Here is a 15,382-nt window from a genome sequence, read left to right as displayed (position 1 = left end):
ACCCGCGGGGGCCTGGTGCAGTACCTCGCCCCAGAAGTCACAGCGGCTATTTTTTCGGACATGGGCACCTTTTGTGTCCTTCGAGCGTCTGTATCGGCGAGGACCGCACGTTCGATGCGAAAACCCGAAAGGAGAGGGAACCACCATGTTCCGTCGGCGTGAGCCCGTGCCCTTCGCCTTCCTGGCCGAGGCCGACAGGTTCCGCAGCAATGTCACTCCCCCGCCCCGTGGACGGGCTTCCCTGGGTGAGGTGGCCGGGCGCTGGCTGCTGGGCCTCACCCTGGTCGCCGGGCTGATCGGCGCGCTGGTGCTCGCCATGCCCGCGCTCTCGACGCCGGTCGGCAAGCCGGCTCAGCAGTCCCAGGCGTCACAGGGGCACTGACTCTTCCGGACGCTCAAGGCTGGTGAGCGGGAACCTGGCCGGATAGCCTCACCGGGCACAGCCCACGCGAGGAGCGAGTGAGGACCAGCCGTGCCCCTGCCCTTTCTGACGGCCGACCGCAGCTTCGAGACGGCATCCGAGAGCGCGCTGCCCTACGACGACAGGGAGCGCTGGCGGCGCCCCTACCGGCCCGGCCCGTGGCGTGTGGGCGCGGCCGCGCTGGGGTTGCTTCTCGCCTCGTTCGTGCTGTTCGCGGCCGTGCTCATCGCCCTGACGCATTCGTTCTCCTCCGACGGCTCCTCGTCCTCGGCGGCGGTCCTCGTCACGGGTCTGGCCGTCATCGCCGGCTCCCTGCGGCTGCTGCGCATGGGAGTGTGGGTCAGCGGGCACGGGCTGCGCCAGGTCGGCTTCCTGACGACGCGGACGGTGCCGTGGGCGCGGGTCGTCTCGGTGCGTACGGTGCAGCAGCCGGTGCGCTGGCTGGGGCTGCCGCGGACGGTGCAGGGGCAGGCGCTGGCGCTCGTCCGCAAGGACCGCCGGTCCGACGACACGGCGCCCCTGACGACCACGCACACCCTGGACTTCCTGGGCCGCCCGACGGCCTTCGACCGGGCCGCGGACACGGTGGAGGCGTGGGCGGCGGAGTACCGGCGCGGCTGAATCGTTTTCCCAGGTCTGGGAGCGCCGTCGGCTCCTCCGCGGAAGGCGGCTGCCGGGGTCGACGGTCGCGGTTACACCTGCGGGGTCCTGCCCGCGTGGAGGGCGATCGCCCGTTGCATCGCCTTGCGGGCGCGGGGGGTGTCGCGGGCGTCGTGGTAGGCGACGGCGAGCCGGAACCAGGAGCGCCAGTCGTCGGGGGCCGCCTCGGTCTCGGCCTTGCGCCGGGCGAAGACCTCGTCGGCCGAATCGCGGTCGATACGGCCGCTCGCGGTGCGCTTCAGTTCGTCGACGGGCAGGCCGCCCTCGGCCTCGAGTGCGGCGGCGAGCTGGTTGGCCCGGCGGACGAACTGGGTGTTCTTCCAGAGGAACCACAGGCCGATGAACGGCAGGATCAGCACGGCCACCCCGAAGGTGACGGTGAGGAGCGTGCCGTACTGGATGAGCATCACGCCGCGGCTGCCGACCAGGACGAAGTAGAAGACGAGGACGGCGGCCGTGACGAGGTAGGTGATCTTCGCGCGCATGGGGGTGGGTGTCAGCTCAGGTCCAGGAAGTTCTCCAGGCCGAAGGTCAGGCCCGGAGTGGTCACCACACGGCGTGCGCCGAGCAGGATGCCCGGCATGAAGCTGCTGTGGTGCAGGGAGTCGTGGCGGACGGTGAGGGTCTCGCCCTCGCCGCCGAGCAGCACCTCCTGGTGGGCCAGCAGGCCGCGCAGGCGGACCGCGTGCACCGGGACGCCGTCGACGGAGGCGCCGCGGGCGCCGTCCAGCGCGGTGACCGTGGCGTCCGGCGCCGGGGCGGTGCCGGCCGCCCGGCGCGCCTCGGCGATGAGCTGCGCGGTGCGCGTGGCGGTGCCGGAGGGGGCGTCCACCTTGTTCGGGTGGTGCAGTTCGACGACCTCGACCGACTCGAAGTACGGCGCGGCGATCTGCGCGAACTTCATCGTCAGGACGGCGCCGATGGAGAAGTTGGGCGCGATGAGCACACCGGTCTGCGGGGACTGGGCGAGCCAGCCCTTCAGCTGCGTGAGGCGGTCCTCGGTCCAGCCCGTCGTACCGACGACCGCGTGGATGCCGTGGCGCACGCAGAAGTCGAGGTTGCCCATGACGGAGGCGGGGGTGGTGAGTTCGACGGCGACCTGGGCGCCGGCCTCCGCCAGCGTCTCCAGCTTGTCGCCCCGTCCGAGGGCGCCGACCAGTTCCAGGTCCTCGGCGGCCTCGATCGCCTTGACCGCCTCGGATCCGATCCGGCCCCTGGCACCGAGGACCGCCACGCGCAGCTTGCTCATGTTCCTGCTTCCTTACCGGTGGTGATTCAGGCGACCGCGTCGTGCAGCCGGGAGGCCTGCTTGTCCTTCAGCGGGCCGATGACGGACAGCGACGGACGCTGTCCCAGGATGTCGCGGGCGACCGACCGGACCTCGTCCGGGGTGACCGCGGCTATCCGGCCCAGCATGTCGTCGACGGACATCTGCTCGCCCCAGCACAGCTCGCTCTTGCCGATACGGTTCATCAGCGCGCCGGTGTCCTCCAGGCCCAGGACCGTGGAACCCCGGAGCTGACCGATGGCGCGGCCGATCTCGTCGTCGGTGAGGCCGTTCTGCGCGACGTGGTCGAGTTCGTCCCGGCAGATCTTCAGCACGTCGTGGACCTGGCTCGGCCGGCAGCCGGCGTACACGCCGAACAGGCCGCAGTCGGCGAAGCCCGAGGTGTACGAGTACACGCTGTAGGCGAGGCCGCGCTTCTCCCGGACCTCCTGGAACAGGCGGGAGGACATGCCGCCGCCGAGGGCGGTGTTCAGCACGCCCATGGCCCAGCGGCGGTCGTCGGTGCGGGCGAGACCCGGCATGCCGAGGACGACGTGCGCCTGCTCGGTCTTGCGGCCGAGCAGTTCGACCTTTCCGGTGGCGCGGATGGTCCGGCGGCCGTCGCGGGGGGCGATCGGCTGGGCGTCCGGGTTCTTCAGGGCGCCCGACTTCTCGAACGCGGCGCGGACCTGCCGGACGACCTTGCCGTGGTCGATGTTGCCGGCGCAGGCGACCACGAGGTGGGTCGGGTCGTAGTGCTTCTTGTAGAAGCGGCGGATGCGGTCCGCGGTGAGGGCGTTGACCGTGTCGACCGTGCCGAGGACCGGGCGGCCGAGGGCGTTGTCGCCGAACATGGTGTGCGCGAACAGGTCGTGCACGCAGTCGCCCGGGTCGTCCTCGGTCATCGCGATCTCTTCGAGGATCGCGCCCCGCTCGACGTTGACGTCCTCCTCGAGGATGAGCGAGTCCGTCAGCATGTCGCAGACGACGTCTATGGCGAGCGGCAGGTCGGTGTCGAGCACGCGCGCGTAGTAGCACGTGTACTCCTTCGCCGTGAACGCGTTCATCTCGCCGCCGACCGCGTCGAGTGCGGCGGAGATGTCCAGCGCGCTGCGCTTGGAGGTGCCCTTGAAGAGCAGGTGCTCCAGGTAGTGCGTGGCGCCGTTCAGGGCCGGGGTCTCGTCCCGGGAGCCGACGTGCGCCCAGATGCCGAAGGTCGCCGAGCGGACCGAGGGCAGGGTCTCGGTGACGATGCGCAGGCCGCCCGGGAGGGTGGTCTTGCGGACCGTGCCGATGCCGCCCGTGCCCTTGACGAGGGTTTGGGTACGGGCGACGGCCCGCGCCTCCGAAGAGGTGCGGGCCGTCGTCCTGGAGCTACGGGACGTCACTGTTCGGCGTCGTCCTTCGCGGTGTCGTCGCCTTCCTCGCCCTCGATCACGGGGATGAGGGAGAGCTTGCCGCGGGAGTCGATCTCGGCGATCTCGACCTGGACCTTCTGGCCCACACCGAGGACGTCCTCGACGTTCTCCACGCGCTTGCCGCCGGCGAGCTTGCGGATCTGCGAGATGTGCAGCAGACCGTCCTTGCCGGGCAGCAGGGAGACGAACGCGCCGAAGGTGGTCGTCTTCACGACGGTACCCAGGTAGCGCTCGCCGACCTCGGGCATCGTCGGGTTGGCGATGCCGTTGATCGTGGCGCGGGCGGCCTCGGCGGCCGGGCCGTCGGCGGCACCGATGTAGATCGTGCCGTCGTCCTCGATCGTGATCTCGGCGCCGGTGTCCTCCTGGATCTGGTTGATCATCTTGCCCTTGGGGCCGATGACCTCACCGATCTTGTCCACCGGGATCTTGACGGTGATGATCCGCGGGGCGTTCGGGGACATCTCGTCCGGCGTGTCGATCGCTTCCATCATCACGTCGAGGATGTGGAGGCGGGCGTCACGGGCCTGCTTCAGGGCGGCGGCCAGGACGGAGGCCGGGATGCCGTCCAGCTTGGTGTCGAGCTGGAGGGCGGTCACGAACTCCTTGGTGCCGGCGACCTTGAAGTCCATGTCGCCGAAGGCGTCCTCCGCACCGAGGATGTCGGTGAGGGTGACGTAGTGCGTCTCGCCCTCGATCTCCTGGGAGATGAGGCCCATGGCGATACCGGCGACGGGGGCCTTGAGCGGCACACCGGCGTTCAGCAGCGACATGGTGGACGCGCACACCGAGCCCATGGACGTCGAGCCGTTGGAGCTCAGCGCCTCGGAGACCTGGCGGATCGCGTACGGGAACTCCTCGCGCGTCGGCAGGACCGGCACGAGGGCGCGCTCGGCGAGGGCGCCGTGGCCGATCTCGCGGCGCTTCGGGGAGCCGACGCGGCCGGTCTCGCCGGTGGAGTACGGCGGGAAGTTGTAGTTGTGCATGTAGCGCTTGCGGGTCACCGGGGAGAGGGTGTCCAGCTGCTGCTCCATGCGGAGCATGTTGAGGGTGGTGACGCCCAGGATCTGGGTCTCGCCACGCTCGAACACCGCGGAGCCGTGCACGCGCGGGATGGCCTCGACCTCGGCGGCCAGGGTGCGGATGTCGGTGACACCGCGGCCGTCGATGCGCTTCTTCTCCTTGATCACGCGCTCACGGACCAGCTGCTTGGTGAGCGAGCGATACGCGGCGGAGATCTCCTTCTCGCGGCCCTCGAACTCCGGCAGGAGCTTCTCGGCGGCGAGCGCCTTGACGCGGTCCAGCTCGGCCTCGCGCTCCTGCTTGCCGGCGATGGTCAGCGCGGAGGCGAGCTCCGGGCGGACGGCGGCGGTGAGCGCCTCCAGGACGTCGTCCTGGTAGTCGAGGAAGATCGGGAACTCACCGGTCGGCTTCGCGGCCTTGGCGGCGAGGTCGGCCTGGGCGCGGCAGAGCACCTTGATGAAGGGCTTCGCGGCTTCCAGACCGGCGGCGACGACCTCCTCGGTCGGCGCCTCGGCGCCGCCCTTGACCAGCTGGATGGTCTTGTCGGTGGCCTCGGCCTCGACCATCATGATCGCGACGTCGCCGTCCTCCAGGACGCGGCCGGCGACCACCATGTCGAAGACCGCGTCCTCGAGCTCGGTGTGCGTCGGGAACGCGACCCACTGGCCGCTGATCAGCGCGACGCGGACGCCGCCGATCGGGCCGGAGAAGGGCAGGCCGGCCAGCTGCGTGGACGCGGACGCGGCGTTGATCGCGACGACGTCGTACAGGTGGTCGGGGTTGAGCGCCATGATCGTGGCGACGACCTGGATCTCGTTGCGCAGGCCCTTCTTGAAGGACGGGCGCAGCGGGCGGTCGATCAGGCGGCAGGTGAGGATCGCGTCCTCGCTCGGCCGGCCCTCACGGCGGAAGAAGCTGCCGGGGATCTTGCCGGCGGCGTACATCCGCTCCTCGACGTCCACCGTGAGGGGGAAGAAGTCGAGCTGGTCCTTGGGGTTCTTGGAGGCGGTGGTGGCCGACAGCACCATGGTGTCGTCGTCCAGGTACGCCACGGCGGAGCCGGCGGCCTGCTTGGCCAGGCGGCCCGTCTCGAAGCGGATGGTGCGGGTGCCGAAGGCGCCATTGTCGATGACGGCCTCGGCGTAGTGGGTCTCGTTCTCCACTAGCGTTTTCTCCTCGTCTTCGTCCCGTCTCTGCCCGTGTGGCAGGGGGACGGTTGCGGAGAAGCGCGCCGGGCTGTGCGGGCCGGTCTTCGATCGAAGCACCCGGGGCTCGCTTCCCCCCGGGGGCCACTACCGAGGACCGGCGGCGGCGAGGTGCGCATCTCCTTGTTCATTGTCGTGCTGTGTCGTCCGTAATGCGTTGTGCTACCACACTACAAAGCGTGAGTGACACTCCGCACGTTTCCCTCGGTACGACGGAGGTCCCGTACGCGTGAACAGGCCCCGCGTACGGCAAAGGGAGCGGTCCCCGAGCTTCCCGGGAACCGCTCCCTCCACGGCGTACTACTTGGCGCCCGCCGCACCACGGCGGATGCCGAGGCGGTCGACCAGCGCACGGAAGCGCTGGATGTCCTTCTTCGCCAGGTACTGCAGCAGCCGGCGGCGCTGACCGACGAGGATCAGCAGGCCACGGCGGGAGTGGTGGTCGTGCTTGTGGGTCTTCAGGTGCTCCGTCAGGTCGGAGATCCGACGGGAGAGCATGGCGACCTGGACCTCGGGGGAGCCGGTGTCACCCTCCTTGGTACCGAACTCGGAGATGATCTGCTTCTTCGTGGCGGCGTCGAGCGACACGCGTACTCCTCATGATGTGAATGGCCACCGAGTGCCCCCGGTCTACGTCTCGAGGGAGCTTCCGTTACTCGGAAGGCGGGGATCCGCTGGGCGCGGCCTCCAGAACCTGGACGGTTCCGGGGGTGCGTACACGAACGGCCGTCACTCAGGGTACCAGGGGACGGCGGCCTGCTTTCACCCCGTCCCGGAACCGCTCTGGTGGCGTACCGGCCGCCACTAGGGTGAGCGCCGGTACGTACGCACCCGGAAGGGGATCGCTGCAGGATGACGGAGACGGAAGCGGAGATCAGGGCGCGCAAGGAGCGGGAGCGCGACGAGCTCTACGCGCTCGACATCTCGGACGTCGAGTGGCAGGGCGCGCCGGGCACCGAGGAGCACGAGGAGCGGGTCGAGATCGCCTACCTGCCCGGTGGTGCGGTGGCGATGCGCTCCTCCCTCGACCCCGGGACCGTGCTGCGGTACACCGAGGCGGAGTGGCGGGCGTTCGTCCTGGGCGCGCGGGACGGGGAGTTCGACCTGGAGCCGACGGAGCGCAACGGGGGCCTCGCGGCGCAGTGACGTGAACGGGGAGGGGGCGGCACGCGTGCGTGCCGCCCCTCTCCCCGTTCCGCTCCGCGCGGGCGTCAGCTGGTCATCGCCCGTGCCCGGGCGTACACGTCGAAGACGGCGAGGGCGAGCGGGATCAGCGTGAGCAGGACGAAGCTCTCGGCGATCTCCAGGAAGCGGCCCCAGAAGGGGGTGACACCGCGGCGCGGGGTGACGAGGCCGATCGCGGTGACCAGGACCGTGGCCGCGCCGACCGCCGCGGCGAGCCAGACGCTGCGGATGTCGAGGTCGGTGGCGTGGCCCTGGAGGGCGTCGATCAGGTAGCCGCGGGGCGGGTTCAGGGCGAGCCCGAGACCGAGGAAGACGATCGCGGCGAAACCCGCGGCGAGGGTCGCGCCGACCTGGGCGGTGTAGCGGAACAGGTGTGCGCGCATCAGCATCGCGACGCCCGTGGCCAGGGCGAGGAGCTGGGCCCAGGCGTCGCTGGAGAAGCCGAGGACGATCGACGCCCCCACGGCGACGAGGGCGCAGCCGCCGACCAGGCCGACGAGGAGTTCGTGGCCGCGCCGGGCCTGTGCGGCCACCCGCTCGGCGTCCACCGGCTCCTGCGCGGCGGGCTCGCCGCTGTCGTAGCCGGCGCGCGAGGGGTTCGGCGGTTCGAAGCCGATGGGCAGCCGCGCGAACCGCATGGACAGGCCAGGCAGGAAGGCCAGCGCCACGACCGACAGCGGGGCGCAGATCGCGGCCGTCTCGATGGGCCGCAGGTCGGTGAGGATCGCGATGAAGCTGGTGATCAGGCCGATGGCGCCGGCGAAGACGAACGCCACGAAGGGTCCGTCGCCGCCCGGTGAGACCAGGGTGAGCACCAGGGCGGCGACCAGGACCGCCGTGCAGGCGAGCAGGAACTGCAGTCGTCCGATGCCCTCGCCGGCGGAGAGCGGCAGCAGCCCCGAGCCGGCCACGCCGACGTTGGGCAGGGCGCCGAGCCCCAGGGCGACCGCGGAGCCCCGGTCGTCGTACACACGTGCGCGTACGCAGGCCATGGTGACCAGCAGGATGCCGGTGACGCCCGCGATGATGCCCTGGAGGCTGTACATGTCGTGGTGGACCTGCGAGCTCCAGGCGACGAACGCGAGGAGCACGGGCAGGACGCCGCCCGCGACGAGCCCGGCGGCGCGGGTGAGGTCGCCGCCCCACAGGGTGCGGTCGCGGGTGACGGCGGCGGCCACCGCCTCGGAGACGTCGTCGAGGACGGCGGGGGGCAGCGACTCGGCGAACGGGCGCAGGGTCAGCAGCTCGCCGTCGAGGATGCGCTGGGCCGTGAACGAGCGGGCGCCGTCGAGGACGGTGCCGTCCCGGCGGACGAGGTGGTAGCCGACCGGGGCGCCCTCGGCGGGGCTCTGCTGCGACAGGCGCAGGATCTCCGGATACAGGTCGGCGACCGGCACGTCGTCGGGCAGGGCCACGTCGATGCGGCTGTCGGGCGCCACGATGGTGACCCGGCAGAAGCCGAACCCCATGCCCGCCCCGGAAGGGGCTCCGGAGCCCGGTCCACCGGTCGCGCCGGCCGGCGCGGAGGCCGTCATGCTCACCTGCTGTTCCCCCTCGTCGGTGTGGGGCGGCTCCCGGTGCCGCCGCGCACCCTTCCGCCCGTAAAGATCCTGTGCAGGTTGTGCGGCGCCCCGCGCTCCGCCGGCCGACCGGGCGGCCGCATCCGGGGTTCGCGGGGTGGCACCTGCTGCGAACCGTTGCCAAATGCCCGGGTTTTCCCAGAACGATTCGCAACTGCTCACGCGTCTCACGGCACCCTACCGCCCGGCGTTGCCGGTGGTTGTCAGTAGGATCGCGCTTCGCGGTCCACGTCCGCCTGACACGGGGCGGCGGACGAAACATCTCGGTCCGGCAAGGGAATTGGTGCGTAGTGAGCCACATCGTCGTCAAGCGCCCGCCACGGGCACTGCCGAAGGAAGTGCCCACGGACGAGGTGATCCTGCAGGCTCCGCCGGAACTTCCGCGCGGACAGCAGGAAGGCGCGCTGATGCAGCTCCTGCCCATGCTCGGCATGGGTGGATCCGTGGTGTTCTTCTTCAACCCCCAGGCCCAGCCCTTCATGAAGATCATGGGCATGGTGATGGTGGCCTCGACGATCGCGATGGGCATCTCGATGCTCATCCGCTACCGCCGCGGCAACCAGGGGCAGATGGCCGACATGCGCCGTGACTACCTGCGTTACCTGTCGCAGACCCGGCGCGCCGCCCTGGACACCGCGAAGTCCCAGCGCGACGCCCAGTACTACCTGCACCCTTCGCCGGAGCAACTGTGGGCGCTGGTCGCCGAGGGCAGCCGGGTGTGGGAACGGCGCACCGGCGACGAGGACTTCGGGCAGGTCCGGGTGGGCCTCGGCCCGCAGGCCCTGGCCACCGCCCTGATCCCGCCGCAGACCGCGCCGGTCGACGAGTTGGAGCCGCTGACCGCCGGCGCCATGCAGCGTTTCGTGGCCACCCACAGCACCCTCGACGACCTGCCGATGGCGGTCTCGCTGCGCGCCTTCTACCACGTGACGATCAGCGGTGAGCCGGCCACCGTGCGGGGCACCGCCCGTGCCGTCGCCGGTTCCCTCGCCTCCCTGCACTCCCCCGAGGACCTGGTGCTCGCCGTCGTCACCGGACGCGAGTCGGCTTCCGAGTGGGAGTGGGCCAAGTGGCTGCCGCACGTGCAGGCCCCGGGCCTCGCCGACGGCGCCGGCAGCGTGCGCCTGATCACCACGGACCCCGTCGGCCTGGAGGACCGCCTCGCCTCCCGCCTGGAGGGCCGCCCGCGTTTCCACCCCGGGGGTCCCCCGGTCCCCGAGCAGCCGCATCTGGTGGTGGTGCTCGACGGCATCTCCCTGCCGCCGTCGTCGCTGCTGGCCAACCCCGAGGGCCTGCAGGGTGTGACCGTCCTGGAGGTCGTGCCCGGTGACCTCACCACCGGCCGCGGCGACCTCTCCGTCGTCGTGACACCCGCCGAGCTGCGCCTGGAGTCGGGGCACGGCATGGTCTACGAGGGGACGCCGGACGTCCTGTCGTACGAGGCCGCGGAGGCCCTCGCGCGTCAACTGGCGCCGCTGCGCGTGGCGTCGGGCGGCGACGACGACGAACCGCTGCTCGCCAACCTGGAGTTCACGGATCTGCTGAACCTGGGCGACGCGGCCTCCGTCGACACCAAGCGGACGTGGCGGCCGCGTTCGCAGTCGGAGCGGCTGCGCGTGCCGATCGGTCTCGGCGAGGACGGCCGGCCCGTGATGCTCGACCTCAAGGAGGCGGCCCAGGAGGGCATGGGCCCGCACGGCCTGTGTGTCGGCGCGACCGGTTCCGGCAAGTCGGAGCTGCTGCGCACGCTGGTCCTCGGCCTCGCCGTGACCCATTCCTCCGAGACGCTGAACTTCGTCCTCGCCGACTTCAAGGGCGGTGCCACGTTCGCCGGCATGGCCCAGATGCCGCACGTCGCGGCCGTGATCACCAACCTCGCGGACGACCTCACCCTGGTCGACCGCATGGGCGACTCGATCCGCGGCGAGCTCAACCGCCGCCAGGAGATGCTCCGCGACGCGGGCAACTACGCGAACATCCACGACTACGAGAAGGCGCGCGCGGCGGGTGCCCCGCTGCAGCCGATCCCGTCCCTGGTCCTGGTCATCGACGAGTTCAGCGAACTGCTCACCGCGAAGCCGGACTTCATCGAGATGTTCGTGCAGATCGGCCGCATCGGCCGGTCGCTGGGCGTGCACCTGCTGCTGGCCTCGCAGCGCCTGGAGGAGGGCCGGCTGCGGGGTCTGGAGACGTATCTGTCCTACCGCATCGGTCTGCGGACGTTCTCGGCGGCGGAGTCGCGTGCCGCGCTCGGCGTCCCGGACGCCTACGAGCTGCCGAACGTCCCGGGTTCCGGCTTCCTGAAGTTCGGCACGGACGAAATGGTCCGGTTCAAGGCGGCGTACGTCTCCGGCGTGTACCGCACGAGTTCGCAGGCGGCCGCGGCGTTCGGCGGTCCGCTGCCCGTCGACCGCCGGCCGGTGCTGTTCACGGCGGCCGACGTACCGGTGCGGTACGTGTCGATCCCCCAGCAGCGCCGGGAGGAGCCCGACGAGCGGCAGGACGACGCGCTCGCCGACACCGTGCTCGACGTGATCGTGCGGCGGCTGGAGGCGCAGGGCCCGGCCGCCCACCAGGTGTGGCTGCCCCCGCTGGACAGCCCGCCGTCGCTCGACGGGCTGCTGCCCGGGCTGGCGCCGGTCGCCGGCCGCGGCATGACGCAGCCGGGCTACGAGGGCGCGGGCCGGCTGGTCGTCCCGGCCGGTCTCGTCGACAAGCCGTACGAGCAGCGGCGCGACCCGCTGTGGGTCGACTTCGGCGGCGCGGCCGGCCACATGCAGATCATCGGCGGTCCGCAGTCCGGGAAGTCGACGCTGCTGCGCTCGCTGATCGCGTCGTTCGCGCTCACCCACACCCCGCACGAGGTGCAGTTCTACGGGCTGGACTTCGGCGGTGGCGGTCTGGCCGCGGTGGCCGGCCTGCCGCACGTGGGTGGTGTCGCCTCGCGTCTGGACCCGGAGAAGGTCCGGCGTACGACGGCGGAGGTGTACGGCGTCATGACCCGCCGCGAGGAGTACTTCCGCTCCGCGGGCATCTCCTCCATCGCGGAGTTCCGCTCCCGTCGCGCGCGGGGCGACATCTCGGTGGCCGACCAGCCCTGGGGCGACGTCTTCCTGGTCATCGACGGTTGGGGCAACTTCCGCACCGACTACGAGGCGTTGGAGCCACTGGTCCTGGACATCGCGGCGCGCGGCCTCGGTTACGGCATCCACGTGATCCTGACGGCGTCGCGTGCCATGGAGGTCCGCGCGAACCTCAAGGACCACCTGATGAACCGCCTGGAGCTGCGGCTGGGCGACCCCATGGACTCCGAGATCGACCGCAAGGTCGCGGCGAACGTGCCGACCGGTGTCCCGGGACGCGGCCAGACCCCGCAGAAGCAGCACTTCATGGCGGCGGTCCCGCGCATCGACGGCCTCTCCTCCGACACGGACCTCGCGGAGGCGACGACCGCTCTCGCGGCGGAGGTCGCCCGCCACTGGCAGGAGCCGGGCGCACCGGAGGTACGCCTGCTGCCGCGCGAGTTCCCGGCGGCGCAGCTGCCCCCGGGCGACCGCTTCCCGAACCGGGGCGTCTCCTTCGCCCTCGACGAGGACAACCTCGAGCCGGTGTTCGTGGACTTCGAGCAGGACCCGTTCTTCCTGGTGTTCGGTGAGAGCGAGTCCGGCAAGTCGAACCTGCTGCGGCTGCTCATCAAGCGGCTCACCGAGCGGTACGACGGCAACTCCTGCAAGCTGTTCGTCGTCGACAACCGCCGCTCGCTGCTGGGCGTGACCCCGCCGTCCCATCTGGCGGAGTACATCCCGATGTCGAACCAGATGCAGCACCACATGGACGCGCTGGCGGACCTGATGCAGCGCCGCACGCCGACGGCGGACGTGACGCCGGAGCAGTTGCGCGACCGCAGCTGGTGGCGGGGCCCCACGGTGTACGTCGTCATCGACGACTACGACCTCGTGTCCACGTCGAGCGGCAACCCGCTGGCGGCGCTGACGGAACTGCTGCCGTTCGCCCGCGACGTCGGTGTCCGCTTCATCATCGCCCGCTCCACGGCGGGCGCCGGCCGCGCCGGCTACGAGGCCTTCATGCAGCGCATCAAGGAACTCGGCGCGCAGGGCGTGGTCCTCGCGGGCGACCCGGCCGAGGGCGACCTGCTGGGCGGCGTCCGCCCCCGCCCGATGCCGGCGGGCCGGGGCGTGTTCGTGTCCCGGAAGCGGGGGAAGCCGATGGTGCAGGTGGGGGCCGTGCCGGACGGGACGAACTGACCGTCGGCACGACTCCGCGCGGTGGACGGGTACGCCCCGGCCTGGTCCGCGTCGCTGGGCTCCTGGCCGCCGGTCTGGTGATGACGAACTGCTCGTCGGGAGACTCAGCGGCGAAGCGCGAAGCGGGGCAAGGACGGTCACGTCGTCTTCGGAACGGTCCGCGAGGAGCACGGGACGGCGGGTGCGGCGGCCATGGAGAAGGTCATCACCGAGTTCACCGACTCGGTGTCCGCGTCGGAGCAGTGCGCCTGAGCCCTGGTCTCCCGGCTCAGAAGACCGGCAGCGCGCAGAGCAGGGCGTCGTTCCTGACGAACGCCCTGTTGCCGCCGACCGCGATCCCATGGTGTTCGGCGTCGGGCAGTCGGTAGGTGAAGCCTCCGTCGCCGGTCTCCACGTCGACGGCGTTCACGTCGGTCTTGTAGGCGTGGTCGATCATCCACACCCCGGTGCCCTGGAGGAGAATCCTGCTGTCGCCACTGGCGTCGCTGCGGGCGGTCCACTTCTTGCCGCCGTCGCCGGTGTCGCGGCGTTCGGGGAACATGCCGGCGAGCGCGTAGACGGAGTCGCCCGAGACGGTGGGCGGGCCCCACTCCGCGGGCGCCCGGTACATGTCCCTGGTCTCCTTGGACCAGATCCTCGTGCCGTCGGTGATCCGGCGTGCGGCCAGTGTCCTGCCGTTGACGTACACGACTCCGTCCCGGGCGACCGGGCTGAGCGCCGCGTCCTTCGCCTGGTCGAGGTGTCTCCACGCCTCGCTGCCGTCGCGTGTCGCCACCACGAGCAGGTGACCGTCGACCGTCGCCAGCACCAGACGGCCGCTGTCGACGGCGGCCCGCACCGAGATCCTGCCGCGGAACTCCGGCGGGATCCGTGCCGTCCACCGGATCCGGGCGTCGGCGCGGCCCACACTGCGCAGCCGGTGGTCCTTGGTCATGACGTAGACGGCCTCGTCGTCCGCGGCCAGCAGGGCCGCCGCGTCGGCGTCCGCGGTCCACTTGGCCCGCCCCGTGGAAGGGACGAACGTACGCACCGTGCCGTCGGTGTCCAGGGCCACGACCAGGCGGTCGGAGAGGGACAGGTAGTGGCCCGGCAGCAGATCCTGTACCTGCCACCGCTTCTTGCCGTCGACGACGTTGAACGCGCCGACTCCGCCGTACACGCCGATCACGACGACGTCCCGCACCGGCAGCGGGTCGCGGGAGTCGGGGTCCGCCCCCACGTCGGCGCGCCACAGCGCTTTCGGTGACCCGCCGACGACGAAGTCACCGTCGTCCGCGGACAGCAGGCGGGCCTCGGGCGTCCGCACGGCCGGCGGGATCCGGAACGGGTCGGCCGCGCGGTCCGCCCGCTCCTGCCGGAGCAGCCACCACGCGGTCGTACCGCCGCCCGCCGCGAGCACCGTGCCACCGGTGGCGAGGCCGGTGAGCAGGCGCCGTCTCGTCACGGTCGTCACCGTGCCCGTCGCGGGGGGTGCGGTGAGCCGGCGTACCTGCCGCTCGCGTTCCCTGATCGCGTCCGCGACCGGGCCGCGCCGCCACACCCGGTCGCTGTTCCGCGGCGGGGCGAACGCCGTGACGATCCGGGCCGGCCCGGGCCTCGCGGCGGCGTCCTTGGCCAGCAAGGGGGCGACGAGCGCGTGCAGTTGGGGGGACAGGCCGTTCCAGCGCGGCTCGCCGTGGACCACCTCGTACTGCACGGCGGCCACGTGCCCCGCCTCGAACGCCCGCCCGCCGGTGGCGGCGTGGACGAGGACGGCGCCCAGGGAGAACACGTCCGCGGCGGGCGTCACGCGCTGCCCCAGGACCTGCTCGGGGGCGCCGTACCCCGGCGTGACCGGGATCTGCCCGGTGGTGGTGAGCGTCAGGCCGTGTTCCGGGCGGGCGATGCCGAAGTCGATGACCCGGGGCCCGGTCGACGTCAGCACGATGTTCTGGGGCTTGAGGTCACGGTGTACGAAACCCGCGGCGTGGACGTCCGCGAGGGTCCGGGCGATCGACGCCGCCAGGGCGCGCACGCCCGTCTCGTCGAGCGGCCCGTGCGTGTCGACCGCCTCGTCCAGGGTCGGGCCGGCGAGGAACTCGGTGGCGATCCAGGGGCGCCCGCCCTCGGTCTGCGCGCCAAGCACGGCGGCCACGCCCGGGCTGCGTACCGCCTGTGAGGCGAGCGCCTCACGCACGAATCGTTGCGCGAGATGGCCGTCGTGGGCGAGTTCCGGGCGGAGCACCTTGATCGCGGCGACGGTTCCCGTGCCGTCCTCGCCCACGTACACCTTGCCCATGCCGCCCTCGCCCAGGACGCCGAGGAGGCGGTAGGGCCCGAGCCTGACGGGGTCGCCGACTCCCAGGGGTCTCATCGCCG

Annotated in this window: 11 protein-coding genes; 4 read left to right on the top strand and 7 right to left on the bottom strand. The window is 71.5% G+C overall.

Annotation, left to right across the window (positions count from 1 at the left end; genetic code table 11):
• The first annotated feature begins 145 nt into the window (after positions 1 to 145).
• Positions 146 to 382, top strand: coding sequence for a hypothetical protein (locus tag N8I86_RS27695; protein WP_073890181.1), 237 nt, complete (start codon positions 146 to 148; stop codon positions 380 to 382).
• Between the two features lie 90 nt (positions 383 to 472).
• Complete coding sequence (locus N8I86_RS27690) at positions 473 to 1,042, top strand: hypothetical protein (RefSeq protein WP_073890179.1); 570 nt, start codon at positions 473 to 475, stop codon at positions 1,040 to 1,042.
• A gap of 71 nt (positions 1,043 to 1,113) precedes the next feature.
• Here N8I86_RS27690 and N8I86_RS27685 read toward each other — a convergent pair whose 3' ends face one another.
• The 5 genes from N8I86_RS27685 to rpsO form a co-directional block, all read right to left on the bottom strand.
• Entirely contained in the window at positions 1,114 to 1,566 is a 453-nt protein-coding gene (locus N8I86_RS27685) for a tetratricopeptide repeat protein (RefSeq protein ID WP_263278949.1), read from the bottom strand.
• 11 nt (positions 1,567 to 1,577) lie between these two features.
• Positions 1,578 to 2,330, bottom strand: coding sequence for a 4-hydroxy-tetrahydrodipicolinate reductase (gene dapB, locus N8I86_RS27680; RefSeq protein WP_073890175.1), 753 nt, complete (start codon positions 2,328 to 2,330; stop codon positions 1,578 to 1,580).
• Positions 2,331 to 2,356: 26 nt separating this feature from the next.
• Positions 2,357 to 3,736 carry a M16 family metallopeptidase gene (locus N8I86_RS27675; RefSeq protein WP_073890173.1) on the bottom strand — a complete coding sequence of 460 codons (1,380 nt, stop codon included), beginning with the start codon at positions 3,734 to 3,736 and terminating at the stop codon, positions 2,357 to 2,359.
• The gene (locus tag N8I86_RS27670; RefSeq protein ID WP_123436489.1) at positions 3,733 to 5,952 is read right to left on the bottom strand and encodes a polyribonucleotide nucleotidyltransferase; all 2,220 of its coding nucleotides are present in this window, start codon (positions 5,950 to 5,952) and stop codon (positions 3,733 to 3,735) included. Before N8I86_RS27670 ends, N8I86_RS27675 begins: the two co-directional genes overlap by 4 nt.
• 342 nt (positions 5,953 to 6,294) lie before the next feature.
• Positions 6,295 to 6,582: a 30S ribosomal protein S15 gene (gene rpsO / locus N8I86_RS27665; protein ID WP_030041128.1), complete on the bottom strand. Its 288-nt coding sequence runs from the start codon at positions 6,580 to 6,582 to the stop codon at positions 6,295 to 6,297.
• A gap of 264 nt (positions 6,583 to 6,846) precedes the next feature.
• Between rpsO and N8I86_RS27660 the strand changes: the two genes are divergently transcribed.
• A complete protein-coding gene (locus N8I86_RS27660; protein ID WP_263278948.1) occupies positions 6,847 to 7,140 on the top strand; it encodes a DUF397 domain-containing protein in 294 nt (97 codons plus the stop codon).
• A 65-nt stretch (positions 7,141 to 7,205) separates the two neighbouring features.
• Here N8I86_RS27660 and eccD read toward each other — a convergent pair whose 3' ends face one another.
• Entirely contained in the window at positions 7,206 to 8,714 is a 1,509-nt protein-coding gene (gene eccD, locus N8I86_RS27655; protein ID WP_073890462.1) for a type VII secretion integral membrane protein EccD, read from the bottom strand.
• Positions 8,715 to 9,049: 335 nt separating this feature from the next.
• Here eccD and eccCa point away from each other — a divergent pair, with 335 nt between their 5' ends.
• Positions 9,050 to 13,024 carry a type VII secretion protein EccCa gene (eccCa, locus tag N8I86_RS27650; RefSeq protein ID WP_263278947.1) on the top strand — a complete coding sequence of 1,325 codons (3,975 nt, stop codon included), beginning with the start codon at positions 9,050 to 9,052 and terminating at the stop codon, positions 13,022 to 13,024.
• A gap of 268 nt (positions 13,025 to 13,292) precedes the next feature.
• On the opposite strand, the gene N8I86_RS27645 is transcribed toward eccCa, so the two are convergent.
• Complete coding sequence (locus N8I86_RS27645; RefSeq protein WP_263278946.1) at positions 13,293 to 15,377, bottom strand: protein kinase domain-containing protein; 2,085 nt, start codon at positions 15,375 to 15,377, stop codon at positions 13,293 to 13,295.
• Positions 15,378 to 15,382 lie beyond the last annotated feature (5 nt).

It is taken from the genome of Streptomyces albidicamelliae (assembly GCF_025642175.1).
Lineage (GTDB): Bacteria > Actinomycetota > Actinomycetes > Streptomycetales > Streptomycetaceae > Streptomyces > Streptomyces albidocamelliae.
Note: the sequence above shows the minus strand (reverse complement) of the source record. Positions and strands in the feature narration are given on the sequence as shown.